At 57.4% G+C, this 25,642-nt stretch carries 11 protein-coding genes; all 11 read right to left on the bottom strand.

Annotation, left to right across the window (positions count from 1 at the left end):
- Nucleotides 1-46: 46 nt before the first annotated feature.
- The 11 genes from ACQY47_RS01220 to ACQY47_RS01270 all read right to left on the bottom strand — a co-directional run bounded on the left by ACQY47_RS01220 (nt 47) and on the right by ACQY47_RS01270 (nt 25,585).
- Complete coding sequence (locus ACQY47_RS01220; RefSeq protein WP_176992123.1) at nt 47-334, bottom strand: hypothetical protein; 288 nt, start codon at nt 332-334, stop codon at nt 47-49.
- 151 nt (nt 335-485) lie between these two features.
- Nucleotides 486-881, bottom strand: a complete 396-nt coding sequence (locus tag ACQY47_RS01225) for an SCO4402 family protein (protein ID WP_100219310.1) — start codon at nt 879-881, stop codon at nt 486-488.
- Between the two features lie 213 nt (nt 882-1,094).
- Nucleotides 1,095-1,577 carry an RDD family protein gene (locus ACQY47_RS01230; protein WP_428554860.1) on the bottom strand — a complete coding sequence of 161 codons (483 nt, stop codon included), beginning with the start codon at nt 1,575-1,577 and terminating at the stop codon, nt 1,095-1,097.
- 75 nt (nt 1,578-1,652) lie between these two features.
- Entirely contained in the window at nt 1,653-2,045 is a 393-nt protein-coding gene (locus ACQY47_RS01235) for a DUF2846 domain-containing protein (protein WP_428557406.1), read from the bottom strand.
- Between the two features lie 393 nt (nt 2,046-2,438).
- Nucleotides 2,439-5,021 carry an autotransporter domain-containing protein gene (locus ACQY47_RS01240; RefSeq protein ID WP_428554863.1) on the bottom strand — a complete coding sequence of 861 codons (2,583 nt, stop codon included), beginning with the start codon at nt 5,019-5,021 and terminating at the stop codon, nt 2,439-2,441.
- 348 nt (nt 5,022-5,369) lie between these two features.
- Entirely contained in the window at nt 5,370-6,236 is an 867-nt protein-coding gene (locus ACQY47_RS01245; RefSeq protein WP_428554866.1) for a hypothetical protein, read from the bottom strand.
- A 440-nt stretch (nt 6,237-6,676) separates the two neighbouring features.
- Nucleotides 6,677-7,534 (bottom strand): PoNe immunity protein domain-containing protein, encoded by an 858-nt coding sequence (locus tag ACQY47_RS01250; RefSeq protein ID WP_428554869.1) that lies wholly within the window; start codon nt 7,532-7,534, stop codon nt 6,677-6,679.
- Nucleotides 7,531-21,423 carry a hemagglutinin repeat-containing protein gene (locus ACQY47_RS01255; protein ID WP_428554872.1) on the bottom strand — a complete coding sequence of 4,631 codons (13,893 nt, stop codon included), beginning with the start codon at nt 21,421-21,423 and terminating at the stop codon, nt 7,531-7,533. The genes ACQY47_RS01250 and ACQY47_RS01255 overlap by 4 nt, the downstream gene beginning before the upstream one ends.
- 30 nt (nt 21,424-21,453) lie before the next feature.
- Nucleotides 21,454-23,166 carry a ShlB/FhaC/HecB family hemolysin secretion/activation protein gene (locus ACQY47_RS01260; RefSeq protein WP_428554875.1) on the bottom strand — a complete coding sequence of 571 codons (1,713 nt, stop codon included), beginning with the start codon at nt 23,164-23,166 and terminating at the stop codon, nt 21,454-21,456.
- A 281-nt stretch (nt 23,167-23,447) separates the two neighbouring features.
- On the bottom strand, nt 23,448-24,632 hold the full coding sequence (locus ACQY47_RS01265) for a DUF2252 domain-containing protein (protein ID WP_026013734.1): 1,185 nt from the start codon (nt 24,630-24,632) through the stop codon (nt 23,448-23,450).
- A 74-nt stretch (nt 24,633-24,706) separates the two neighbouring features.
- On the bottom strand, nt 24,707-25,585 hold the full coding sequence (locus ACQY47_RS01270) for a LysR family transcriptional regulator (RefSeq protein WP_017137470.1): 879 nt from the start codon (nt 25,583-25,585) through the stop codon (nt 24,707-24,709).
- Nucleotides 25,586-25,642: the final 57 nt, after the last annotated feature.

Here is a 25,642-nt window from a genome sequence, read left to right on the forward strand (position 1 = left end):
ATCGCATTTTTTTCGCAGGATCCGACCCATTTTTTCAACTCAAAAATCACTCTTTTCGACGATAAACAGCCCTATTGCCTTCCGAAAAACTAGGTAGATTTTCATTACCGACTAAAATCTCTGACTTGCATTGTAAACTCGAATCCTGATACGCGGCATATTGACATATAATATCTTCTATCTCAGCGATATCATCTTCTATATTTTTCTCGAGATAAAATCTTATTACCCAGACATCAACCTCACAAGATAACACCACCATTCTAAAGTTTGGAGTAACTGCCCCTAGCATCGCTTGAACAAGCATTAACACTTGGAAATTCCAAGCTTTCAATTTGGCTACCGCATTCATTTCTCGAGAAAAATGGGACAGATTTATTTAACTTTCCGAGCCCTTTGTTACTTAAACCAACCCATCCCCTTTTCCCTAAATACCTACCAGGACAAAAATGGCAATAAATTTCATTTTTAAGTGGGAAGGCGGGCTAACCTTTGCCATCACAGAGAAGAACCTCAAGCGCGGACTTAGCCTTATCCACCACTAACTGCCACTCTTTCTTCTCCAAGTAATCCTTATCAGAAAGATCAACGCCATACTTATCAAAAACCACATCAATGGCACTCACAAGGGCTGCCATAGAACTGGCTTCTTCCGTATTTCTCAGAACCACACCTATCCAAGCATAGGGATCCTTAGCAAGCCCGGTATCATCATATAAGAAATGCACAGTGTAATCGAGTTTGTCATACCCAGACTCTGGCAAGGAGTGTTCAACCCAGGCCCGATACTGATAATTAGCGTCTGACAACCCACCCATATAAGACAGAAGCTCCTCCCTCATTGTCGGTAGCTCCAGCTCGGAAAGTTCAGTACGTTTCATTTTTACACTCACCCAAGGACATAAGAAAAAAGGTGCCAAATTTACTTGTGATATCGACCACGTAAAATCAAATAAATTACCCACATTTTCCGCCCAGGGGAGAAAAAGCGGACGGATTTATTTGATTTTCCGAGTTCTTTGTTACTTAAAAAATCTGTCCCCTTTTCGCCCCAGAGCCTTTTAACCTACACGTTGAAACCAGAGCTACCACCCTCAAGCAGTGCCGGGCTTCCCGTCGTCATAGATGTCGGCAAGACCGCGTACCTTAGTCAAGTTGCCGGTTTGAATCACAATGGTTTTGGCGAACATATCGCCGAGGCGGGTTCTGGACTCAAGAAAAATCCACACCCAGTCGATGATCACCAGCACCCCGGCATTGCGGGTGAATGACTGAGAAATGCAGCAGCCCTTGCGGGTTTTACGGTCGACGACCGCGATGCTCAGCAAGCGCTTGCCCAGGCTCTGGCCATTGGGCAGCGCGTCTGCGAGCAAGAGGTAGGCAAAACCTGCGAAAAACGCCACAAGGAACCCGCCCTTGGCCGTCACGGCGGGGACGGACGCCGACAGCACCTCGGCGCCGAACTTGACGATGAAAAAGATCAGCACCGCGATGCCAGAGTCGATGATTCGGGCCAGCAGGCGACGGCCGATGCTGGCCAGAATAGTCGGCCGTTTAGCGGGGGTAATTGCGTCCATACGGTGTCACTCCGGCTTATGTAAACAGCAACAACGGCCAAGCTCAGCGCCCGGCCGCCTCAAGCGCTTTTTAATTCACTTGCTTTCTTTTGCAATGGTACCCAACGACGCGTCCTTGACCAGATAACGGCCTTCCACATCGCTCAGCACTTTGAGGCTGTTGCGCGCCACGGCGAAGCCCATTTCAACTTCCTGCTTGAGGTAAACCACCTCACCGGCCTTGACGTTGATCGGCATGTCAGCCCAGTTTTCAGCTTTGGAACTGATCACGTGATGGCCCGGCGACACGAAGAAATAAATGTACTGGTTACCACGGTTGTAACCCATCTCCGAGTCGGCTTCCTTGTCATCCAGGAACACGTTGAACCGCACCATCATCCCCACGTTGCTTGGGCGCACGACATACACCAGGCCTTTATCGGCGACGGCGGCCTTGGGCAACGAGTAGTTCGCCACGTCAGCCTGCATCTTCTCCACCGACGGCGTCGAGGAGCAACCAAACAGCGTGGCCAGGGACAATACAACAGCGGCTTTGCAGAACAGCTTGATCATGTACTTCTTCCTTGTGGTGTGACGGTAGAGCGGGTTGAGAGCGCCAGCGATTGGCCGGCGCGGGTTCTTTGATGCGTTTAATCATCGCCAGGGTATCGGCCATGGGGATGAAGACGTGAAGCGTTGTGCGTGGGCCAGCGTAAAAAAAGGGGATTTATTTAATTTTCCGAGCCCTTTGTTTGTCCCTCATAACCGTTACCAGACAAAGTAATGTGCCGGCTTTTGCCCACCGGGCCTCCTTACCTGTTATCCGATTAAACCGATTGCATGAAGGGGGCTCCCAAAGAGCCACCTTCATGCTGTTGCTCCTTAAAACGCGTACTGCGCCTTAACCATCACACCATCAGCATCAAACCCGCTACGCGCCTGACGTGTGTAGCTGGCACCCACCGTCAGCGCCGACACCTGATAATTCAGGCCCAGGCTGGCTTCGTAACTGTCACGCGCCACCGAGGCACCGGTGACGGTAAACGCCGAGCCGCCCATCACAAAGCTCGAGGTCTGCGCCACGCGATCACCCATGAGGTCGTGATAGGCCATCAAGGTCGCTTCCGGTTGCAGGCTTCCCATGGACAGCGGGAAGTTGCCGGCCAGACGTAAACCTGCGCCCAACTCGCCCACTTCATAACGTTGCGAACCGGTGCTCAGCGCTGCCGAAGAACCCTTCTCGTTGAAGCCGTCCACGCGCACGCTGGAATAACGTGCCGCCACTCGCGGTTCAACCAGTACCGCCTCCGACAACTTGAAGGTGTAGCCGCCCAGCACGCTGGCTGACAACACATCGCTGCCATAACTGCCCTTGGCCGTGGTACCGGCCACATGACGCTTGCTGTCGTTGTCGTTATGGCCGTAGCTCAAGCTGCCATCGACAAACCAGTTCTGCAGCGACCAGTTGGCATACAGCGATAGCGCGTTGCCCTGCACTTCGGTCTTGTTGCCCAGGTCCGAATGGATATTGGAATTGACGTAGCTGTACGCCACGCCCAGCGTAGTGCTGTCGTTCAACCGACCATCCACACCCACTGCCATACCACTGCTGTTGGCCGAATAACCGTTATTACCACCACGACCGTCCTGGTCCATGTTGCTGCTCAAGCCTTGCAACCACACACCAACGGCTTCGCGGTTATCCCGTTGGCCGGTGAGGCGATTAAGGATCGCGCCATTGATCACTGTCTGGCCCGACAACGCCACATCCAAAGCACCACGGTTTACATCTGGCTTGAGCTGCTCACCGATCTGCGCCAGTTGCTGCGCCGTGCCCGCGTTGGCCAAGGACTGGAACACCGGATCGTTCGCGCCCAACTGCCCAAGCACGTCATTTTTCACTTCGTTGACTGCGGTGACGACCTGCTCAGTGGCGCCGACGTTGATAAGCTCTTCTTGTACCTGTTGATTGCTCTTCAAGCCAACCACAGCCTTGACTGTCTGCGCATCTGTCGAATAGCTGAGCACATCCAGCAACGACGAGGTGCTGCTAACCGTCAGGCCATTGTTCTGCACGCTGCTGGCTTGCAACAGGGTGTATTCGGTGCCACTCGGCACGGCGGTGAAATCACCTGGATTGGCACTCAAAGTCACCTTTGAAGCCTGGGCGAAATTCGCTGCACCAGTGACCGTCAGGTACGGCGTGGTTGGCACGACGCTGTTGGCCAGGCGCATATCAATGCCTGCGCCACTGGCGACATTGAGGTCACCGGTGAGGATGGTGCCGGGGGCCGACAGGTTCAAGGAGCCGGCGTTGATGGTTACCGGCGCGATGATACGGTTGCCGGTAAAGTCCGCCTGGCCGGCGATGTTCACGGCATTCACGTTGAGTACGTCACCGACGATTTTGCCGCCGGACCAGTTCAGAGTGGCCAAATGAGCCGCATCGATGGCAGTGCCGGAGTTACTGCGGATTTCGCCGGCTTGCTGATTGATTTCGAAGGGCGACGTTTGCTCGACAGCATCAACAAAAATGGCCGTGCCGTCGGCGCTGATGGTGCCGCGGTTGACGATGCCACGGGAGCCGGTTGCGCTGTTCTGGGCGAAGGCTGCGCCCTGGAAGTCGAAGGCTTTGGCGTTTTCGCCTTTGGCTTCAATCGTGCCGGTGTTGAGGATGTAGTCGACGGTGCCGTCAAAAAATGCGATGCCTTTGCCGTCGGAGCCATTGGCAGAGATCAGACCGCTGTTTTCGATTCTCAATGGGGTTGTACTGGTCTCCACCTCAAAAGCCCAAGCGTCTTTACCTGTCACCGACAACGTCCCGGAGTTGAGGATCTTGCCACCGATGCTGGTCTGCAACGTGCCGCGCCGGTCCAGCGCCATACCCAGGGAGTCATCACCCACCATCGCTATCACGCCGGTGTTGGAGACATCACCCGCCACTGTGGCGCCATGCAGATAAATGCCATCGCCGCCGCTCAGGGAGCCAGATGTTGGGGCTGTGGATTGGATCGTACCGGAGTTGATGACACTTCCACCGATGGTGGTACCGCCTATTTCAAGACCTTCATAGCCGCCGTTGTTCATGATGATTTTGCCGGCCTGGATCACGTCACCAGTGATGGTGCTTGTGCCGGGATTGGTGGCCAGCGACACGTCCGGGTCCACGGCAAACGCACGAATGGAACGCCCCTGAGAATCCAGCACAATATCCGCACGATTGATCAACAAACCCTGGATCCTGGTGTCGGCGACACTCACCCCTCTCCAATTGCTCGTGCCTTGGCTGGCGGTCAAGTTCGTGGGCTCAGACAATGTTCCGGTAAGGGTCAGTGACTCATTGAGCGTCTCGCCGATCCACGTGGTCTTGCCTTGACCGATATCCACCTCAACGGCCAGCGCCTGGCTACTGATGAGCCCGGCCATCATGGCCAATGCGCTTTTATTAAACGACTTTTGCTTCATGTGAAACTCCATGTATGACAGACAACACCACCCAGTACCCGGGCGGTTACAGGTTCAAAAAATGGAACAACCTATTTGAGCGCTTACGCCTGCTACTGACCGGCACCTGAATGACACCGATCAGCGTCCCGCTCATTACAACGGGAAAAAAGGGGACAGTTTTATTTAATTCTCCGAGCTCTTTGTTACTTAAATAAATCTGTCCCCTTTTCCTATTGCATCAGGGATAGCCTGCCCTGGTCCTTTTGCACCAAGTGAACTGCTATTCAGCCACATCAACATCTACGAAAAACGTGGTCTGTCCCCTATCGTTTATCAGGGTCAGTTCCCGATTGTTCTATCTGTGCTTTAGCTGAAGAAATTTCTATAGGCCGTCTCAACCCTTACAGAAACGTCATCAGGCTTGAAAACCAGATTCTCCAATGCAGCCACTTCAATAGATAACAAGGGATTCGCAACTGCAAGTGACTTCAACCCGCACTGTTGGCGAACCTTAAAAATTGCGAAAACTTCCAAAGGCAGCAAATCAAAAGGTGGGTTTTTGAACTCAGGGTCCCAAGCCCCGCCCTTATCTTCGGAGTTAGCTAAGTGATATTGGCATACCTCGTCCAGTACACCGGCAAGCCTTTGCTCATCTGCCCAACTGTCTATCACTTTCTTGTAAATGCCGAGATCCATAGACTCAATCAGGGCAGGTGCACTCCCACCCGAATAGACAGAATAGAGCCACAGCATGAAAGGTTCGAATCGACGCCCTTTGAGATAGCCGGGATCAACAGCTCCATCAACAGTTAACATCCCGACAAGCACATCGGCGACCGACTCTGCTAGATCATGCCTATCCGCAGCAATGAAACCTGCAAGTAAGCAACCTGCATTGCTCAACTGATTAGTCAGATTCGGGGCGTTTCTAATGCCTTGAAGAAAGCTCGTATTAGAAAAGGTCTTAGCTCTGAGCATTAGCACCCAATAGCGGTAAATCATCGCGCGGGATACCTCCTCCCAGCCAGAAATATCACCGGCACAAATAGAGACCTCTCCCTGTATACCGTGACAAACTGCAAGTATCCCCAATGAATCAGATACATTGCCCAACCCCTCCAAGGAGTCACAGGCAAGATCCTCTTCAAGGTACTCAAGCTCTTGAGCCACCATCCCATCCGACTGAGACAGCCAGTGCCGATGCTGCTCTAGGATTCCTTCTATTTTTTCCATTCTGGTACGCCCCATCAGTCAATTACGCGCCCAAGGTGAGACCCGCAATACTTCACCCTGTAGGTCAACGCCGATCAAATTACCACTCACATTTTCAGGGGCACGCCTGAACTCCCGAAGCATCTGCCTAGCCTGCTGCTGCTCTGCCACGCTGATGCTCTTGTAACGACCTTGTCGACTAGCTGCCTGACCCAGAACATCCTCGATGAACGTTGTCATGTTCTGCTGTCGTACAGAAAGATCTCCCACATTCCCCGTTCGGGAAAAAGGGGACAGATTTATTTAGTCCGAGCTCTTTGTTACTTAAATAAATCTGTCCCCTTTTCCCCGAACAAAATCACACCAAACCTAAATAGATCCACCTTCCCCAGACACAAATACTCTATGAAAATCAAATAAATTTGTCCCCTTTTCCTTTCAGTAGCTCATACGGGCAACGCCTAATCTGACCTACCCAACAACCGCGCCCACCATCCAGACTTGGCACTTGGATTAGGTGTTGGTATCACTTTCTCACTGGGATGGAGCAAATCACCCGGATAGTGTTCGTGCCCAATGCAATTGCTGTCATCAAGCCCAAATACTTTCACGGCGGCGACCGCCTCAAGACACCAGCGGCCAAAGTAGCTTCCCATCTCAAGTGGATGTTTTACCGGATCACCATAGATGTACCACCACGGTTGCTGTTTACCGCGCCTGTTCAACTCCGGATACCAATGCTCTACGAATGCCAGCAGCAAAGCTGCTTGTTGCGCCTGTGGCGCATCAATTGCCTTGAGCAGTCTCGCATATGGTTTGGCATGTAGCAGCTTCTCCCCAATTGCTCGTTCTGGTTGGCGGTACGCAATGATCCGATCCAGCAGAACGTCCTGCCCCCCATCGCCTATTAACGCAACCAATCGAAGCCACTGGTCATCGGGAATTTCGAGAGCAAGCGCCAGGCCCACCAGCCAGAAACAGTAGATGTAGTGGTTTAAGTCGGTCAGCTCGAAGGTCCAGTCTCGGCAAGTCTGAAGACCATTTTCAGCGCATATTTTGTCGGATTCTCGGTTGGAAAGTTCCCATGCATCCAGAACTCCGGGGAAGTATGTTGCGATCGATTTAACATCTCCACCACTCGAGTAGACCCGTATGGCCGCACGCAAATTATCTTTGGCAAAGTCGAACGTAAATTGCGCTCTGTATACGGGGTTAGCCGATGGCTCCGACAAAATCTTACTGGCACGCTCAATCCATTGCAGATCCTTTGCCTCACGACCATCCCAATACTGCTTATCTCCCCAAGGCGCACGAATCATGGAAAAACCCCATTCAAATTTTTGGAAGATATAATTTTAGACGTATCTATCGCTTTGATTTTTCCACGGGCATCAAGCACTTCAATTTCTGTCGCACCATCTGGCCGAGTTCTCACAACCCAGGTTTCAGTACGATTCGCATCCACGGCGATCCGTACATCTATGCTTTGATTCTCTCCGACCGCACGTTCCAGACGGTCACCTCCGAGTATCCATGAAGTCGAACCTTGTTTACCATCTTGCGTATTGCCTAGCCCCGAGGAGCCAGATTTTTTGTTATCACCAACAAATTTGTACTCGATAACAACAAAGTCGACATCCGGGCGATTGACCTTATAAAGATCATCGACCCCCGTCTCTCCAACACCCGGTACCCGCGCCAGTTTCTGTCCTTCGGGAACGATTTGCTGGACAGAACGTTCGCCAAACAAGTCACCCATGACACCTTTCTGTTCTCTGGTTAATATCCCCAGGTCCATCATCGGCTTGCCATCTGGACCAAAGATACCGCCACTCTTGATCAGTGCTTGTTCGGACGCTTCGTTGAGTATTCCGGTGAAACGTCTCCCCACGGCCTCTGCAAGCTCCCCTGTCAGGCGTGTCGTTGCCCCCCCCGCACCACCGACACCGGCACCACCCAGACCAATACCCACTCCCGCAGAGGTCGCGATAGCCTCATTCTGCCTCAGTACATCAGCACCATATCCCTGCATAATATGAAGTGTGTCCAGATACCCCTTGAGCCTTAACTCCTCAGGCAAACTCTGGACAGCTTCAACAGCGGCGACAAACTGTCGCCCTCCACAACTAGGGCAATTCACCGTGCTCATCGCCCACAGTGCCGTCTTGGATCCAAGGCTTGCCAAATCCTCTACAGCATTAGCAAAACCTTCGGCGCTACCCTGGCCCTTCGCGTTAAGTATTTCAGCCTGATTCTTAGGATCGTGCAGGTACTTATCAGGGTCAACCAACTCAATGTACTTGACTAGGTTTTCAACTGATTTCCTATCTTTCATCAGCTGTGACAAGCCCAGTCGCTCATTATTGTAGTCCGCCAGACTCACCTGAAACAGATCCGTACTTTTCGATTGCGAAAGCTCCGCGCGAAGGAAGCTGGCAGCATCCGCCGTATTGCCATCCCCGACACTCAGCACAGCATTCCACCCTCGGTCAACCATCGCCGCAGCAGTTCGCAGAAGCTCCATACGCGCTTGCTCGTCAGTAATACCTTTCTCTTTCGCGTAGCGATTGACTCGATCATTGTCAGAGGCGAACTTGATTTCGTCCGGATGCAACTGGCGGTTGTACTTCTCCACACCCACTGCAGTCCCAGCGGCCACGACTGAGCCGCTCACGCCATTACTGGATCCGACCGCAGTACCTACACCCGCGGCTATCAATGAGGCTACGGCCTTTTGATCAGCCTCATTCATCTTGCTGTCAGCCAGAGCTTGCATGACGGATGGTAGTAGAGCCGCCGAGGCTCCCGCACCCAACGCTCCGCTCTGCGCACTACCGCTGGAAAGCCCAATCGCTGCGCCCGCCAAAGCGTGCAATAAAACGCGCGCCGCGCCGCCTTCTTCCCATGCAGCCTTAGTCACGCTATCTATGTCTTTCCGGTTTTTCTGTTCGTCGGCGAAGCTACCAATTTTATTGAATATGTCACTGGATGAAGTATTAGCAACAATCCCAACCGCCGTACCACCCGTTGCACCACCCAAGCCCGCAGCAACCAGGCCCGATGCAATATCGGCCATCATTTTCTTATCGCCACCGACCTGCCAACGCTGGGCCTCTGCGTATGCCGCATCGGCTGCACGTGCTGTTCCGGCTGCATCAGACGAACCTGCGTTAGCCTGCGCCTCCGCCTGCTTGCGCAGTTTATTAGCCTCATCCGCCTTGGCTTTACCCACCATGCTGATCACGCTGCTGGAAAGCTGCGCCGAGCTTTGGATCAGGTCGATCCGCTCTTGCATGGCCTTCTCGTCCGGCCGATCAAGATGTTTGTTGGCATTGGCGGTGTCGCGGCTCAACCCCACCAGATCATTCGCCCCGGCAGCGTCACGCACGACGATGGTCCCAGGGCTGACAGCGCTGCGGGTTTTACTGCTGTCGGATTCCTTGAGCATCAACGGCATCGTGCCGCCGGTGTCCGTGTGCGCCCACTGCCTTTGATCGTCCGGTGTTTTTGGACCGCCCGGTTTATCCCCTTTGGTGCTGGTATAGGAAAGGCTCAGGCTGGCCGCCTGGCTTTTGATATCACTCTTGTTCTTGATATCGCTGACCAGCAAGCGTTCGGTGCTGAGGCGGTTTTTATCAGCGCTGGCTTCACTGGCAATCACGGCGCCTTCAAGCGTGGTGTTTTTGCCCACATTGATGTCGTAGCCACCGCTACCTGCAAACAACCCGGTCTGATCAGTGACGGCTTTGTAGTCACTGTTCATTTTACTGCCGGCGATATTGCCGGAGGCCGTCACCATCGAACCCCAGCAGAAAGGAGGTACGCAGATACTCGCGCCGACACCTGCGCTGGTCTGCTTGTTCTTCTGGCTCGCCTCGTCCTGGCGCGACGCGATATTCAGGTTGCCGCCAATGTCAGCCTTGATGGCATCGGCTCGCACTTGGGCTCCGGCCAGCGTGGTGTCCTGCCCGCTTTTGAGCACTAACACACCAGTGTCGACGGTACTATTGACCTGAGTAACCTCCTGCCCAGTGCCCATGCCTTTGGCCATTTTGGCGCCAAGGTCGAGGGTGAAACCGTTCTGGTCACCAATGTTGAAGCTAGCACCGATACTGGTTTTGTTATTGCTGTTCTGGTTGTCCCAGTTTTTGCGATCTTGTGCGCTTTCCAGAGTGATGTTGTTTTTCGCCAGCAGCAGCACTTCCTTGGCCTTGATGCTGCTGCCAATCACATGGATATCGCCTTTGGTATCCGGCGCGTTGCCTGTGGCAACGATAGCCAGACTGCCACCGCTGTTGAGACTCGATTGTTTGACCGTTTCGGCGTCGTACTCGCTGGTGCTTTTCTTACGTGTAGAAGCCAGCTCGGTACCGATCTTGATCATGGAACCTTTGCTATTGGCGGGCTTGCCATCCGATTCGTTGGCCGCGCTGTCATCGCCGTTCATTGCGCCATAGGCAGAAAGCAGCGCCTGAGCGCCTTTGACGGCTTTCAAACGGCTGTCATCGGCCTGTTGTGCCGCCCGCACGTCATTGCGGATGCTCTTGGCGGTATCGACGATTGTCCCGCCGATCACGCGTCCCACGGCCAAACTTTTGGAACTGTCCTTACTGGTCTGGTTAGCCGTTTCGGTCCCTGCGGCGATGGTGACGTTCGCGCCATTCAGGGACATGTCTTTGGTGCTGATCAGGTCACTGGCTATCACCGTTAGCTCGCGCCCTGCGGTCAGCGTCACGTTGCCAGCGCTGGAGCCAACGGTGCTGCCGGTGAGGGTAGTTTCTGTAGCGGTTCCGTTGTGTTTCTGGCTGTTGATGAACAGATGCTGGTTGCCGGTGATGTCATCCAGGCCCAGCTTATTGCCTGTTAACACCCCCGTCAGGTCACGGTTCTTTTCCTTGTGCATGTCGGTGCGTGAGAAGGTATTCTGCGCCGCGTCGATGGTCAGATCACGCCCAGCCTGCACAGCCAAATCACCGGTACTGACCAGAGACGACCCCGTCACTTTCACGTCTTGTCCGCCTGCAACAGTGACGGTATCGCCGGAGACCATACTGCCCACCGCAGTGGTACGTTTCTCGTCGACCTGGTCCTCAACCTTGCTCGACTTAAACCCACCCCAACTGCTTTTGCTTTCCTTGCGCTCATGGCGGGCGCTGTCGGAATCGGTCACGGCCAGAATCTGTACATCCTTGCCGGCCACCAATTTCGCGGCACCTTTCTCGGCAGTCACAGCACTGCCGGCCAACAGCAGGTTTTCACCAGCTACCAGAGTGCTGTTGCCACCTGAATTGACCAAACTGCCAACGTTCGTGACGGTATCGGTTTCATCGAGACGGAACTTCTTGCCCGTCGATGTCTTGCTGGTCTTACTAAAGAAGCTGTAGTCCTGGTCCTCAGCAGATTTGAGTTCCAGATTTTTACCCGCGTACAAATACGCCTCATCCCCCGCCGTCACCCGGCTGGCAATCAACGCCAAATCATTCCCGGCACTCAACGCCACATCACCACCAGCCTTCACCGTGGTGGACACTTGCTGGGCGTGGTCTTCCTGGATCTTGACCTTCTTGGTGTTATACGAGTAATGCTGTTCATCCACGCCTGAAGCCAAGGTCAGGTCGCCCGTAGCAGCCATGGCAACGTCACGCTTGGCGTCAATCTGGCTGGCAATGGCGCTGATATCACGCCCAGCCTGCACACGGAAGTCGCGGCCGGCTTCGATCACGGTACCATACTGGGTGACGCTGTCAGTGCGCGCCTCTGTGGTGCCACGGCCAGTGCGTTGTTCGGCTGCGACGAGGTTCACGTCACGCCCCGCCGCTATCCTCATGTCGGCGCCGCTGCTCATCACGCCGCCAACGCTATTGACGTCGCGACCGGCGCGTACGCTCAGGTTGTTGGCCGCTTCGATACGGGCAGCGTTGTCCACAAAGTCCTGCCGCACCTCTCGGATGTAAGCCCCGCCGCCGCTCTCGTGAGTGGTAACCGTACGCTCGTTGATCACGTCGCCGTTAACCGCCGTGAGACTCACATCGCGCCCAGAAATGATCCCGCCCGCCTTGTTGATCAGGTTATTGCCCGCCAACAGATCCAGACGATTACCGGCCTCGATCAGGCCGCTGTTGACCAGGTTGGCGCCGGCGCTGGCCGACAGATTGTTGGTGGCGCGCAGGGTGCCGACGTTGTTGAGGTTTTCCCCGGCAATCAGGTTGACGTCGTTACCGGCGATCAATGCACCGTTGGGGCCAAGACGGTTATTGGCCTGGGCCAGATACAAAACCGGCACAAGCACTTGTTGACCGGCTACGGTGGCGCTTTCCATCCAGACGATGTCGTGGGTCAGCGCCGCGACCTGTTCGGAAGTGAGGCTCACGCCTACGGCCAGGTTCAGTTGTTGCTTGCTGGCGATGGCGTTGTCCATCAGGTATTTGTACAAACCGGCATCGCTGGTCTGGTTGTCGATGAAGCGCTGGCCGGTGCGGGCGATCACGGCTTGCTGGATCAGTCGTTGTTCGTAGAGACCATCACCCAGGCGTTTCCAGCTGTTATCCGGGTTGTAACCAAGCTTCGACAGCAGGTAGTCCGAGCCCATGAATTGCTTGAGGTCGGTCAGAGCCGGGTTGGTTTCGATCAGGTATTTTTGAGGATTGGATACGTAGCTGCTGTCAGGCAACCCTTGCACACGGTTAACGGTCAACGAGCCCGTTGATGTCGCCTGCCCCTCTACGGGCGTTGCCGAGCTGACACCGCCGACGTCTGACCGGCCTGGCAACGTGGCGCCCGTGGCAGGATCTACGACCGGGGCCACGTTCAGGGCCGTGGCGCTACCGGATACATTGGCCGCCAGGTCAGCGGTGTGCACGGGAGCTTGCGTGGTTACTGCGGTTTGAGCTGCATTGCCCACCTGCACGGCCCTGCCGCCACTGGCAGGCACCGCTTGTTCACGTTGGGCAGTGTCGATAACCGCGCTGCCCATGGTCCAGCTTTGCGGGCCTTGTTGGGTCGGTGTTGCAGCACCTTGGCCGCTCAGGCGAAACAAACCATTCTGCCCTGTCGGCAGGCTAAAGCCGGGAAGCGTTATCGGGTTGACTTGTTGCTGGGCGACATCTGGAGGGAGTTGCGCATTGATGGAAATCGCCGTCGAGTAGCCGCTGCCTGCGCCCGTGTCGATCTTGGTTTTACCCGCCGAAACATAGGCATAGTAGGGACGAACTACGCTGTTGTTAATGTTCTGGACAGCGTTGAGTGTGACTGCGCCCCCTGCCTGAATAATCGCGTCCAAAGACTCGATGTTGGTGACGGTTGAACTCTTGGGCAGAGGGACCGCCGGTGGCCCGGTCAAGGCCAGAAAGTTGCTCAGGTCCGCCTCGACCGTGGCAGAAGGAGTCGGGCTGTTTCGCTGATTGAAGATAGCGGCCAGTTGCGCGGCTCTGCCTGTCTGGTCGACGTAACTCACGTATTGCTGGCTGGATTTGATCTCTTGCGCTTGCAGCCCTTTGTTGTTGATCGTCGTGGCATTCGCCGTCAGGTTTCCGGCAGCGCTAATGCTGCTGCTTGTGTTGTTCAGTTCTCGGGCATTGATCACCAGATCCGCACCGCTATTGATCGTGGCCGCTGCGGACCGCAGCGTGATCAGCAAGCGGTCGGTTTCTGATACCTCCCAAAGGCCGTTGAAGCGCCCACCGCCCCGATTGTCGCAGCCCCATATGGGTATCAGTGCGCACGATAGCCGAGTGATGGTCGTGGCACTTTTCTCATGTTCGGTGTACTGCAACACGTCCATGGTGTTGTTGAGTGTGGCGGCGGCGAGGGTCAGGTTGCCCACGCTTTCGATCCCTGCGGAACGGTTGTCCAGCAGGTCTGCTTTGGTCCCGTCTTTGTCCCGGGCAATCAGTAAACTCCCCAAGCTGTAGACCTGGGCGTAGCTGTTGGTGAAGCTCGGGCTGAGCAGCTGCATGTCCGCGCCACTGAAGATCAGGCCGCGGTCGTTGAGCAACGTCCCGGCAGTCACTGTCAGGTTCTGGCCGGCGCCCAGGGTCCCGGTATTGTTCACGCTACCGGCGGTCAAGGTCAGGTCGGTCGCCGACGTCATGCGCCCGGCATTATTCAACTGGCCCGCCACAGACACCGCCGTATTGCCGCCTCCCGCGAGCGTGGCGGCGCTACTGAGGTTCATTTGCGCGGCACTCAGGCCCAGTGTTCCGAGGCTGCTGACGCGTCCACTGCCGCTATAGGTTCCGCCCAGCGTCAGCTTGAGGCCGCCATCACTGGCAATCAGCCCATCGTTACTCCAGTTACCACCATCACCAATCAAGCTATCGGAAGCCAGTAACTGCCCCCCTGCCGTTTGGTTGAGCGTCTTGACGTTAACCGTCAATCGCCCAGCCTGGATCACGCTGCTGTTGGTCCAGTTGTCGGCCGTCAGGGTCAGGCCGCCGCGGGTGATAACGGTGCCGCCCGCATTGGTCAGGTTGGCGGTACTGATATCAAACGTACCAGCCCCCACGTGCAAGACACTGCCGCCCACGTTCTGGAAGCTGCCGGCGTTCAACGTCAGATCGCTGTTGGCGGTTTCCAACGTGCCGTTGCGGTTATCAAACACCCCACCAATCTGAAACTCAGTCTTACCGCTAGCCCCCAGCGCCCGCAGTTGGCCTTTCTGGTTGTCCACGCTGCCCGCAACGACTTTCAGGGTGGTATCGCTTTCAATGATGCCTTTCTGGTTGTTCAGCGCACCGCTGAGGTTGAGGTCGATCTGCCTGCCTGCAACCTGGCCGCGTACATCGCCGCTGTTATCAAAGCTGCCGCCGGTGACCTTGACCGCTCCTTTGGCGTACAGGCCGCCGTCGCGGTTGTCGAAGGCGCCAGTGGTGACGACGGTGTCGCCGGTTTGCGATGCGATGCGCCCGCCGTTGTTGTTGAGGCTGGCGCTGGTCAGGATCAGGTTTTGTGCCTGGATAATGCCGGCCTGGCGGTTGTTGTTCAGGTCAAAGTCGTTGCGCAACAAGCCACCCAGCGCTTTGGCTTGCAGGGCGCCTTTGAGGCTGGCCAGGGTGCCGCCACGGTTGTCGATGGTCGCAGCGGTGATGTTCACATCACCGGCCTGGGCGATGACTTTGCCGCTTTGGTTGTCGAGGGCCTTGTCTATCTCCAGGTTCAGGGCGATCTGGCTTTGGATCGAGCCCTTGGCGTTGTCGAGGCTCGCAGCCTTGAGCTTCAAGTCAGCGTTCTGACTGTAGATCAGGCCGTCGCCGCTGTTTTGTACGGCGCCGGTGGTCGTGACAGTCACTGCGCCGTTGGCAGCCACAGTGCCGCGATTGCGGTTGTCCAGGCTGCCCGCGAATAGCGTCAGCAGGCCTTGGCTGGCCAGTTGGCCGCCCTGGTTGTTGATTTCAGTGGCGCGTTTGAGCAGCAGCGCGCCGGCGCTGGCGAGCTTGCCATTGGTGTTGGTCAGGGCGTCGAGCAGGTCGAGGGTTACGGCGCCGTTGCCGATCAGGGTGCCGCCGCTGTTGTCGAGGCTGGTGGCGGTCAGGCTAAGTGCCTGCTGCGCATTAACCGTACCGCCCGTGTTGTTGAGCGTTTGCGCTTGCAGGTCGAGGGCCGCGCCGCTGTCAATCAACCCACCTTGGGCGTTGTTGAGCAGGCCGGTGATGGTCAGGGTTTGCCCGCCTGCACTTGAGAGGATGCCTTTGTCACTGTTGTCGAGGCTGGCGGCTTTGACGGTCAGGGCTTTTTGGCTGACCAGCGCACCGGCGCCGCTGTTGAGCAGGCTGTTGCTCAGGGTGGCGTCGACGTTGCCATAACGGCTGGAGACGGTGCCTTGGTTGCGGTTGTCCAGGTCCGCGCCGCTGATGCTGACACCCTGCCAGCCGGAGATCAGGCCGCTCTGGTTGACCAGCTTATTGCCGCTTAGGGTCAGCAGGTTGTTGCTGATCAGTTTGCCAGTGCTGTTATCCAGCGTGCGACCACTGAGGTTGAGGTTCTGAGCAGTGGAGATTTCGCCACCCTGGTTGCTCAGGTCACGCAGGTGCGTGATGGTCAGTTGGCCGTCGGTGGTGATCAGGCCGGCGTTGTTATTCAGGTCGCCAGTAGCGTTGCCCAGGTCGATGGCAATGGACTTGCCCAGCACAGAGCCGCCCTGGTTGTTCAGGCCGGTGCTGTTGAGGGTCAGGGTATTGGCAGCGTTAATCAGCCCTTGGTTCTGGTTACTGAGCTGGCCGTCGACATTAAACGAAGTGTCGCCACGACTGGTCAGGGTGCCGCCGCTGTTGTCCAGGCTGGCGGCACGGCCGTCGATGGACTGGGCGGCGATCAGGCCTTTGACGTTGCTCAACGCCTGGTTGATGCGCAGGGTCAGCGCCTGGTTGCTGAGTAATTTACCGCTGGTGTTATCCAGGCTGTCGGCGGCCAGTGTGAAGGCTTGGGCGCTGGAGAGTTCACCGCCCTGGTTGTTCACGCCTTTGAGGTTTTTCAGCATCAACAGCGGGCCGTTGATCAGACCGCCCTGGTTGTTCAACTGGCCGTTGTTCAGGTCCAGTGCGACCGAGGTGTTGCTGAAGAGTTTGCCGCCCTGCTGATCCAGGCCGGTGACCTTGGCGATCAGGGCCTTGTTGCTGGTCAAGCGACCGCCGTCCTGGTTGGTCAACTGGCCGGCGGTGATGTCGAGGGTGTCGCTGGTGCTGACGTTGCCGGCGTGGCTATTGTCGAACGCGCCGGTGGTGATCTTCAGCGCGGCAGTGCTGCTGAGGGTGCCTTTTTGCCTGTTATCCAGGCTGGCGCTGCTCAAGGTCAGGCCTGCATCAGTGACCAGTTCCCCGCCTTGGTTATCCACGGCCCCTGGGGTGGTGACGTTTAACGCCCCTGCACTGGATACGCTGCCTTGACGGTTGTTCAGGCTCGCCGCGTTAACAGTCAGCAGACCTTCACTGCTCAACTTGCCTTGGCTGTTGTTCAGCTCGCCACCGAGCTTAAGGGCAAGGTCTTTCTGGCTGATCAGGCTGCCGCCGCTGTTGTCCAGACTGTCGCCTGCCAGGTTCACACCGCTCTGGCCGCTGAGTTGGCCCTTGTTACGGTTCAGCACCTTGTCGACGTTTAGCTTCAAGTCAGTCGCGGCGAGCACCAGGCCACTGTCACTGTTATCCAAACGCTGGCCGGTTATCTGCACGGCGGCTTTGCTGGAGATCTCACCGCCACGGTTATCCACCGCGCCTACGTTGACGTCGGCACGTTGGTTGGCGCCTACGAAACCATTTTTCCGGTTGTCCAGCGTCTGACCTGTAAGGGAAAGCGCACCTTGGGCGATCAGGGCGCCGTTCTGGTTGGTGACCGCCGCGACGTTCACCGTGAGATCACCTTTGCTGGAAACCTGGCCGTCGGTGTTGTCCAGGCTGGCCGCCGTCAGTTGCGCGTTGCCGTCGCCAATCGCCGAGCCGTCCTGGTTCTTGAAAGCACCGTCAACCGTGAGACCTAACTCGCCACGGCTGCTGAGCAGACCGCCGCTGTTATCCAGGCTGGCGCTATGCACCTGCAGCGCAGCTGCAGAAACCAGGCCCTTAATGTTGCTCAGAGCCTGTTCAACGCGCAGGGTCAGCGCTTGGTTGCTGATGAGTTTGCCGCTGCTGTTATCCAGGCTTTTGCTGGCCAGGGTGAACGCCTGGGCACTGGAGATTTCGCCGTTCTGGTTGTTGACCGCGTTGAGGTTTTTCAGCATCAGTAACGGCGCGTTGATCAGGCCTTGCTGGTTGTTCAGTTGACCGTTGTTCAGGTCCAGGCTCAGTGAGGTCTTGCTGTAGAGCTGCCCGCCCTGCTGATCAAAACCCGTCACGCTGGCGACCAGATTTTTGTCACTGGCAATACGACTGTGCGTGCCGTTGCTGACCTGGCCGGCAGTCAGAGTGAGGGTGTCATTGCTGATCAGGCGACCGGCCTGGGTATTGTCAAAAGCACCGGTGGTAACGCCTACCGCACCCTTGGCACTGAGTGTGCCCCCGCTATTGCCCAGGCTGGCACTGTTAAGGATCAAGCCTTGGTCGGTGGTCACGGCGCCATTGTGGTTAGTCATCGCACCGGTAGCGGTTAGCGCAATGGCACCGGCACTCGATACCTTGCCCGCCGTATTGTTCAGCCCGGCCGTTGTGGCGGTGATGGAGCCTTGACTGGTGAGCAAGCCGCCGGTGTTATTCAGATCACCACTGTGGGTCAGGGTCAGGCCTTGTTGGCCGGACACCGTGCCGCCGCTGTTGTCCAGGCTCAGGCCTTGCAGCGTCACCTTGCCCTTGCCGAACAACAGGCCTTCGCTCTGATTGATGACCTGCGCCACCTTGAGCCCCAGGTCGGTACCGGCCAACAGCTTGCCGTTACCGCTGTTATTGAGGCGGGTACCCGCCAGGTTCACGTCTACGGCGCTGGAGATTTCCCCGGCCTGGTTGTTGATGTCATCGACGGTGAGGGTCAGCGCTTTTGTCGCGCCGATCAGACCGCCGTTGCGGTTATCGAGCGTGCTGCCGGTCAGGCGCAAATTACCTTCGGCGACCAATTCACCTTTTTGCTGATTGAAATGGGTGACGTTGGCCGTCAGATCAGACTTGCTGGAGATACGCCCGTCGGTGTTTTCCACGGTCGTCGCGTCGAGGCGCACCGGTCCCACGCCACTGAGCAAGCCGCCCTGATTACTCAGGGTCGTGCCCAGGTATTGGATCGCCGATTGCCCGCTGAGCAGGCCCTTGTCCTGGTTATTCAACTGGGTGACGTTGAGCTGCAGGTTCTTGTCGGCACTGACCTTGCCGCCACGGTTGTCCAGGCTTGCCGTGTTCAGGGTCAGCAAGTCTCTGCCGCTCAAGCTGCCGCCCCGGTTATCGAGGCTGCCCGCCTGCACATCCATCGTGCCTTTGGCGGTGAGCAGACCGTTGTTCTGGTTGTCCAGCAGGCCCGTGATACGCGCGGTGAGGCTGCCGTCACTGAGCACTTTGCCGGTGTTGCTGTTGTCCAGGCTGGCGGCGGTGATCGAGGCCGTCTGGCCGGTGCCGAGTACGCCTTGACGGTTGTTCAGCGCGCCACGCACATCAACGTTCAATGAGGTATCGCCAGTGACCTTGCCGCCGCTGTTATTCAGGCTGACGGCGTGCACTTCACTAGCCCCGGCGCTGGAAACCTCGCCTTGAGTATTGGTCAAGGCACCGTCGAGGTTGAGCAACAGGCCTGCGCCACTGGTAAGCGTGCCGCTGCTGTTGTTCAAACTGGCGGCGCGGGCATCGAGTCCGCTGGCCGAAATCAGACCTTTGACGTTGGTCAGCGCCTGATCCAGGCGCAGGGTCAGGCCCTGGTCGCTGAGCAATTTGCCGTCTGTGTTGTCCAGACTATTCGCCGCGAAAGTGAAACCCTGGGCGCTGGAAATTTCACCGCTCTGGTTGCCGACGTCGGCGAGGTTGTTCAGGGCCAGGGCTGGACCACGGATCAAGCCGCTTTGGTTGTTCAACTGCCCCTTGTTCACGTCCAGGGTCAACGACGTGACGCTGGTGAGTTGACCGGCGTTGTTGTTCAGGCTGGCAACGTTGGCGGTCAGGCCCTGGTTGCTGGCGATACGGCCAGCGGCGCTGTTATCCACGGCGCCTGCGGTGAGGTTAAGGGTATCCAGGCTGGTGAGTTTGCCACCCCGGTTGTTGATAGCACCGCTGGCGGTGATGCGCAGGCTCTGGTTGGCTGTCACCACACCCGCGACGTTATCCAGTGAAGCGATGTTCAGCATGGCCGCGCCAAGGCTCGACACCTCACCGTTGCGGTTACTCAACTGGCCGAGGGTCGCCGTCAACGGACCACTGCTGTTCACCAGCCCGCCCTGGGCGTTGAGCAATTGGCTGGCATTCAAGGTCAGGCTGCCCGTGCTCAGCACTCGGCCTTTGTTCTGGTTGTCCAGGGTACCCGCACTAACGTTGGCGACCTGTTTAGCACTCAAGGTTCCGCCCTGGTTGTTCAGGGCTTGTGTCACGTTGACGGTCAGGTTGCGACTGGCAACCAGACTGCTGGCGTTGTTGTTAACGGTTTGCGCGGTGAGGTTCAGATCACCTGTGGCGTTGCGGGTGTTATCCGCGTTGACCCCGGCCTCGATAATGCCGTTGTTGGTCAGTTGGCCGCCGCTGGTCAAGGTGACGCTGTCGCGGGCCGCGAGGGTTTTACGGCTGTTCAGGTCGCCTTGGGTCTGCACATCCAACGCCGTGCCGGCGTAGACCGGTCCCTGGGCGTCGAGGCTTGCGGCCTTGATGTTGACCGCGCCGCTGGCCGCCGCCTGCGCCAGGCTCAAATGGCCATTGGCATCCAGCTGAATATCCCCACCACTGGCCGCCAACGTCCCGTCCAGCTTCACGCCCACACCGGCTTCGGTGCCCACCAGCTTGATCGCACCGGCGTACATCCCGCCTAACGCCGACGAGTCAATCGCCAGTTCCGGCTTGGCGCTGCCGTCATCGGCACGTACGGTGGCATTCAGGGTCTGGGCGTTGACGTCGTTACGCCCGGCAATCACGGTCAAGTTGCGCGCATTGATCTGCGCGTTGATCTTCGCCGAGCGGGTGATGATTTCGAAGCGGTCGACGTTGCTGGCGTTCAGGCCCTGGCCGTCGATGGTCACGGCGCCGCCATCGACCTGGTAACGGTCCAGGCGACCGTTATCGAGGATGGGTTTGCCGGTGGTCAGCGTGACGTTGGGGGTGTTGATGAAGCCGCAACCGTTGCAACTGATGCCGTAGGGGTTGGCGACGATGACCTTGGCCGACTGCCCCGCCACTTCGGTGTAGCCCCGCAACTGGCTGGGGCTGCCGCCGTTGACTTCGTTGAGGATGATGTTGGCAGCGCGGCCCTGCAGGTTGGAGTTACCGAGGATGATCCCGCCCAACTGGGTCGACTGCGTGGTGGAGGTGGCGTTGTTGAGGATCAGCCCGTTGGCGCCGACGTTGTAGTCCTTGAACTGGTTGTGGGACAAGCCACTGCCATTGGGCGCCGCGATGTTAACGATCGGCACGCCATTGCCGGCCTGGCCGACGCTGGTGCCCGGTGCGCTGACCACAATGCCTTCGGCCTGGGCCAGCAATGGCTGCCAGAACAGCGCATTGGCCAGGATCAGGGCCAAGCCACGTTTGGGCAGGCCCAGGAACGCGTCACGGCTTTTCAGGGCAGCCGAAGGCTGGCGAACAAGGAAGGCAAACTGGCGAACATCCATTTCAAATTCTCGATGCAACGGGGCGTTGAATTACAGGAAAAAATCCATGCGGAAGTAGATCGGCGCTTCGCGTTCAAGCAGCGTGGCCGGTCGTTCCAGCGAGTGGGCAAAGGTCACACTGGTGCTGACGTATTGGCCACGGGCAAACAGCTCCAGCGAGTTGCTCGAGACCCGGCCGTGTAACTCGCCGTTGTAGCGCGCATTGCGAATCACGCCTTGGTCATAACCAACACTGGCGCCGTACTCACCGAACACCGGGCGCAGCCACTCCAGCGTCACCGGGCGACTCCAGCGCAGGTCGTTGCGCCAATAACTTCCACTGTCGCCACTCAGTTGCTGGTCCTTGTAGCCACGAATCGACGAGGAGCCGCCGAGGCTCATGCGCTGCGGGCTGAACAACACATCTTCACTGCGCTGCCCGGTGGCCAGGCTGGTGAAACTGAAGGACTCGCCCCACAGCTTGAACGGTTGCAGGTAGCTGATGGTGGCGGTGTATTTGCGGTAGCGCGCATCCGGCACGCCCGGGCCGGGGTTGTGATTGCCCTGGGCGTCGAACGCGCCGGTGCCGTTTTGCATGCCGACGTCGAGGTTTACGAAGGCGCTGCCAATGCGGCGCCCGTGGTTGATGCCCACCTGCAACTCGCTGAGACGGTTGCTGCTCTCTTTGAGGTGGCTGTCGTTGATGTAGTTATTGGTGCGCAGATGGGCCAGGCCCACGTTGACCGAGGTTTTGCTCAGGGCGTCGCGATGGATCACCCGTTCGGCGCGCAATTGGTGGTTCTGGCTGTCGCCGGTTTGCTTGAAGTCAAAGCCGTCGCCCTGGGCCACCGAGCGGTAATCGCTCTGGTTGTAGCTGTAGCTGAAGTTCCACCAACCCCACGGCACGTTGTAGTAGAGCATGGCGTTTTTAGAGGTTTTTTGATGGTCGCTGATCGCGTCGTGGCCGCCGCGCAGCACCAGTTGATCAGCCAGGCCGAGTGGGCTGTCCCATTCAAAGCCGGTGCCCCACTGCTGCTCGCCGGTGCTGCGCTGCCCATCGTTATTGCGCGACAGGCTGGCACGCCAGGGTTTTTGCGGGTTGTTTTTGACCAGCACCGTGCTGCCGCCCACTGCGCTGCCGGGCGCCAGTTCCATTTGCGCCTGGTTGGACGGCAACCGATTGAGCTGATCGATGGCCTGCTCGACTTCTCGCAGGTTGAGCAAGTCGCCGGTGTGGCCGGGAAACGCCATGGCCAACTCGCGCTCGGACAGGGTGCTGTTGTCGGCGCCTTTAATCCCCTCCAGCTTGCCTTCCACCACTAATACCTGCAGACGACCGCTGGACAGGTCTTGTTGCGGCAAGTAGGCGCGGCTGGTGACCAGACCTTTGTCGATGTAAGAGTCGGTCACGCGCTTGAGCAATTCATTCAGTTGGGAAACCCCCAGGCACTGATTGAGATAAGGCTTGACCAGGCGCTCGCGCTCATCGACAGACAGGTTGTCGGCGCCCTTGAGTTCAATGTGCTGGATGGGGAAGCAACGGGTATCGACGGGGGTGGCGGGCGCCGCCGGTTTCAGCTCTTTGCCGGGCAGGTCCTTGAGTTCTTCAAGGCGCCGCTGTTGCTCTTCCAGCAGGCGGTTTTGCCGGTCGCGAATCAGGTCCTGGTCACCTGGATTGGTCGCGGCGAAGGCGCTGTTGTGAGCGCTGAGGCACAACACTGTCAGGCACAGTAATGGCCGAATCCATGGCGTGGACAAGTGCATATTCGATCCGTCGATAATTGAAGGCGGAACGCTATCATCGAACTTTGAATATGCCAACATTCCGGCAATATATAAAACAATCAGAATTAGAGATATAACTTATTGATATATATAAGAATGAAATAAATTTGTGCATTTTTTGGTATTTAATCTTTCCGACAAACGGCAATAGACCTTGGCTTGACACTCTCAAAATAACGACTAATGAAATAGGAAACTTCCTAAATAATAGCGAAATTTTCTTAACGCCATAAATTAGCCACACCGCTCATGCGCCGCTTCTAGTGCTCCAACGCATACCGCCGACAATGGTTGAGATACCCCTGCTCATGGCTGCCCACCAACTGCACCACGCTGGTCCATAACCACGACGGCGCATCCAGCTGTTTGGAGCGGTTTTCCTGCAACACCGCCATCCACTCCTTGCGCGTATCGCGGTCCATCTGGCGGGCATGGGCGATGCCGACCACACGGGCCAGGTAACCGGCGGCGTGCATGGCGTCGATCTCGCTTAGCTCATCGAGTTCCAGCTTCATGTCTTGAGGCAGCAGTTCACGGATGAAGAAACCGTGATCGAGAAAACGTGTGGCCAGCATGCGCTCGCCCAGGCCCGGTGACAGCTGGCGGGCGCCTTCCACCACACGCCGGCCATTGTCGCGTGGCATCTTCGCGCGTGCCGCCCGGGGCGCGGCAGCGCCGACGGCTTCCTTGATGTCGATCAGGCAATATTCCTGGTCGTCCTTGTCGCCCACGCCCAACAAGGCTGCATAACGCAGCAAGCCGAGGGAGCTGCAGCCTTTGACCCAATAGGCCGAATCAAGCAATTGGACCTTGGCGTCTTTGGGCCGGCCTTTGAGCGAGGTCACCAACTGGTGGATTTCATCCGAGGCGCAAACACTTTGCAGCGCGCTTTTTTCCGCCCGCGACAATGACCAGAAGTGCTTGCCCAACGGAATCGTAGGCCGGGCATTTTCAATGCGTTCACGCGCCAGGTTTTTCCAGGTGCGTTCCACCGCGCTGCGCATGCCAGCCTTGACTTGGGACGGACGCGGCGGCGCTTCATCGGGCTTGTCTTTGAAGGCTTGTTCGTAGCCCACCATCATTTCTTCGAGCATGCGTGCGGTGGTCACGCCCGGCAGGTCCGAGCCGCGTGCGGCGGTGGCCAACGACAGCGCCAGGCGCACCAGGTCATGGGCCGGGTTGCCGATCACGGTTTGGTCGAGGTCGCGGATATGCATGTCGATACGGCCCTTGGTATCACCCGTGGGGCCGAGGTTGCCCGCGTGGCAATCGCCGCAGATCCAGATCGCCGGGCCATGGGGCAAGCGGCGGCCGGGCTGGCTGTGCAGCCACTCGTAAAACTGCACGGTGCTGCCGCGCACATAAGCATGGGCCGAGCGCGCCATCTTCAGGTTGCGCAGTTGGATGAGGTGGGGCATGCGGGCAGAGGGGCGCGGAATTTTCATGGAAGCACTCGGTACGGGGTACGGTAGAGGTTAACCCGTCACGAATGTTTCATTTTGTTTCAAGAATAAAAACTTCAAGCCTGGGCGCTGTGTGCCTTCAACCAGCCTTTGAACGCGGCCATGGCCGAGGTTTCTGCCCGCGATTGCAAGCGCGTCAGCCAATAACTGCCGGTGCTGATGCCCACGCTGAACGGCTGGCGAATCACATCACTCTCCAGTTGCCGTGAGAACATCATCGCCGGCGCCAAGGCCACGCCGATGCCCTGCTGCGCGGCCTCCATCATCGCCAGGGACGAGTCGAACACGATGCTGCGCGGCACCGGCGTGTCGGCCGGCAGCCCGGCGGCCTGGAACCACAGGTTCCATTCATCGGCGCGGTAAGAGCGCAATAAGGTGTGCTTGAGCACGTCGTCCGGCGTGTGCAATTGCTCGGCAATCTGCGGCACGCACAGCACGGTCAACGGCGCTTCAAGCAACTGGCAGGCGTCGGTGCCATGCCAGGCGCCAGCGCCGAAGCGGATCGCGTAGTCGAGACCCTCGGCGGCAACGTCAACACGGTTATTGTGGGTCGACAGGCGCAGGTCGATAAATGGGTAGCGGCTTTGAAAGTCCGGCAAACGCGGCAGCAACCAGCCGACGGCGAAGGTGCCCACCGCCCCGACGGTGAGCACTTCACGGTAATGGCCACCTTCGAACTGGCCTAAAGTAAGGGCAATCCGGTCGAAAGAGTCGCGCACGACCGGCAGCAGTGTTTCGCCTTCGCGGGTCAGCATCAGGCCGCGTGGCAGGCGCTTGAACAAGGTGACGTTCAACTGCGCCTCCAGGCTTTTGACCTGATGACTGACTGCCGCCTGGGTCACACACAGCTCGATGGCCGCTCGGGTGAAGCTCAAATGCCGGGCGGAAGCTTCAAATGCGCGCAACGCATTGAGCGGTAAATGGGAGCGCAGCATGCATGACCCTAAATTAACTAATGGCTGATGCGAGATATCATCGTTTGCCCGCCGAAC

It is taken from the genome of Pseudomonas edaphica (genome assembly GCF_965277385.1).
GTDB classification, from domain to species: Bacteria; Pseudomonadota; Gammaproteobacteria; order Pseudomonadales; family Pseudomonadaceae; genus Aquipseudomonas; species Aquipseudomonas edaphica.

Coding starts and splice junctions, on each gene's coding strand:
- ACQY47_RS01225 (WP_100219310.1), bottom strand. CDS start 881: ATGAAACGTACTGAACTTTCCGAGCTGGAGCTACCGACAATGAGGGAG.
- ACQY47_RS01230 (WP_428554860.1), bottom strand. CDS start 1,577: ATGGACGCAATTACCCCCGCTAAACGGCCGACTATTCTGGCCAGCATC.
- ACQY47_RS01235 (WP_428557406.1), bottom strand. CDS start 2,045: ATGCAGGCTGACGTGGCGAACTACTCGTTGCCCAAGGCCGCCGTCGCC.
- ACQY47_RS01240 (WP_428554863.1), bottom strand. CDS start 5,021: ATGAAGCAAAAGTCGTTTAATAAAAGCGCATTGGCCATGATGGCCGGG.
- ACQY47_RS01245 (WP_428554866.1), bottom strand. CDS start 6,236: ATGGAAAAAATAGAAGGAATCCTAGAGCAGCATCGGCACTGGCTGTCT.
- ACQY47_RS01250 (WP_428554869.1), bottom strand. CDS start 7,534: ATGATTCGTGCGCCTTGGGGAGATAAGCAGTATTGGGATGGTCGTGAG.
- ACQY47_RS01255 (WP_428554872.1), bottom strand. CDS start 21,423: ATGGATGTTCGCCAGTTTGCCTTCCTTGTTCGCCAGCCTTCGGCTGCC.
- ACQY47_RS01260 (WP_428554875.1), bottom strand. CDS start 23,166: ATGCACTTGTCCACGCCATGGATTCGGCCATTACTGTGCCTGACAGTG.
- ACQY47_RS01265 (WP_026013734.1), bottom strand. CDS start 24,632: ATGAAAATTCCGCGCCCCTCTGCCCGCATGCCCCACCTCATCCAACTG.
- ACQY47_RS01270 (WP_017137470.1), bottom strand. CDS start 25,585: ATGCTGCGCTCCCATTTACCGCTCAATGCGTTGCGCGCATTTGAAGCT.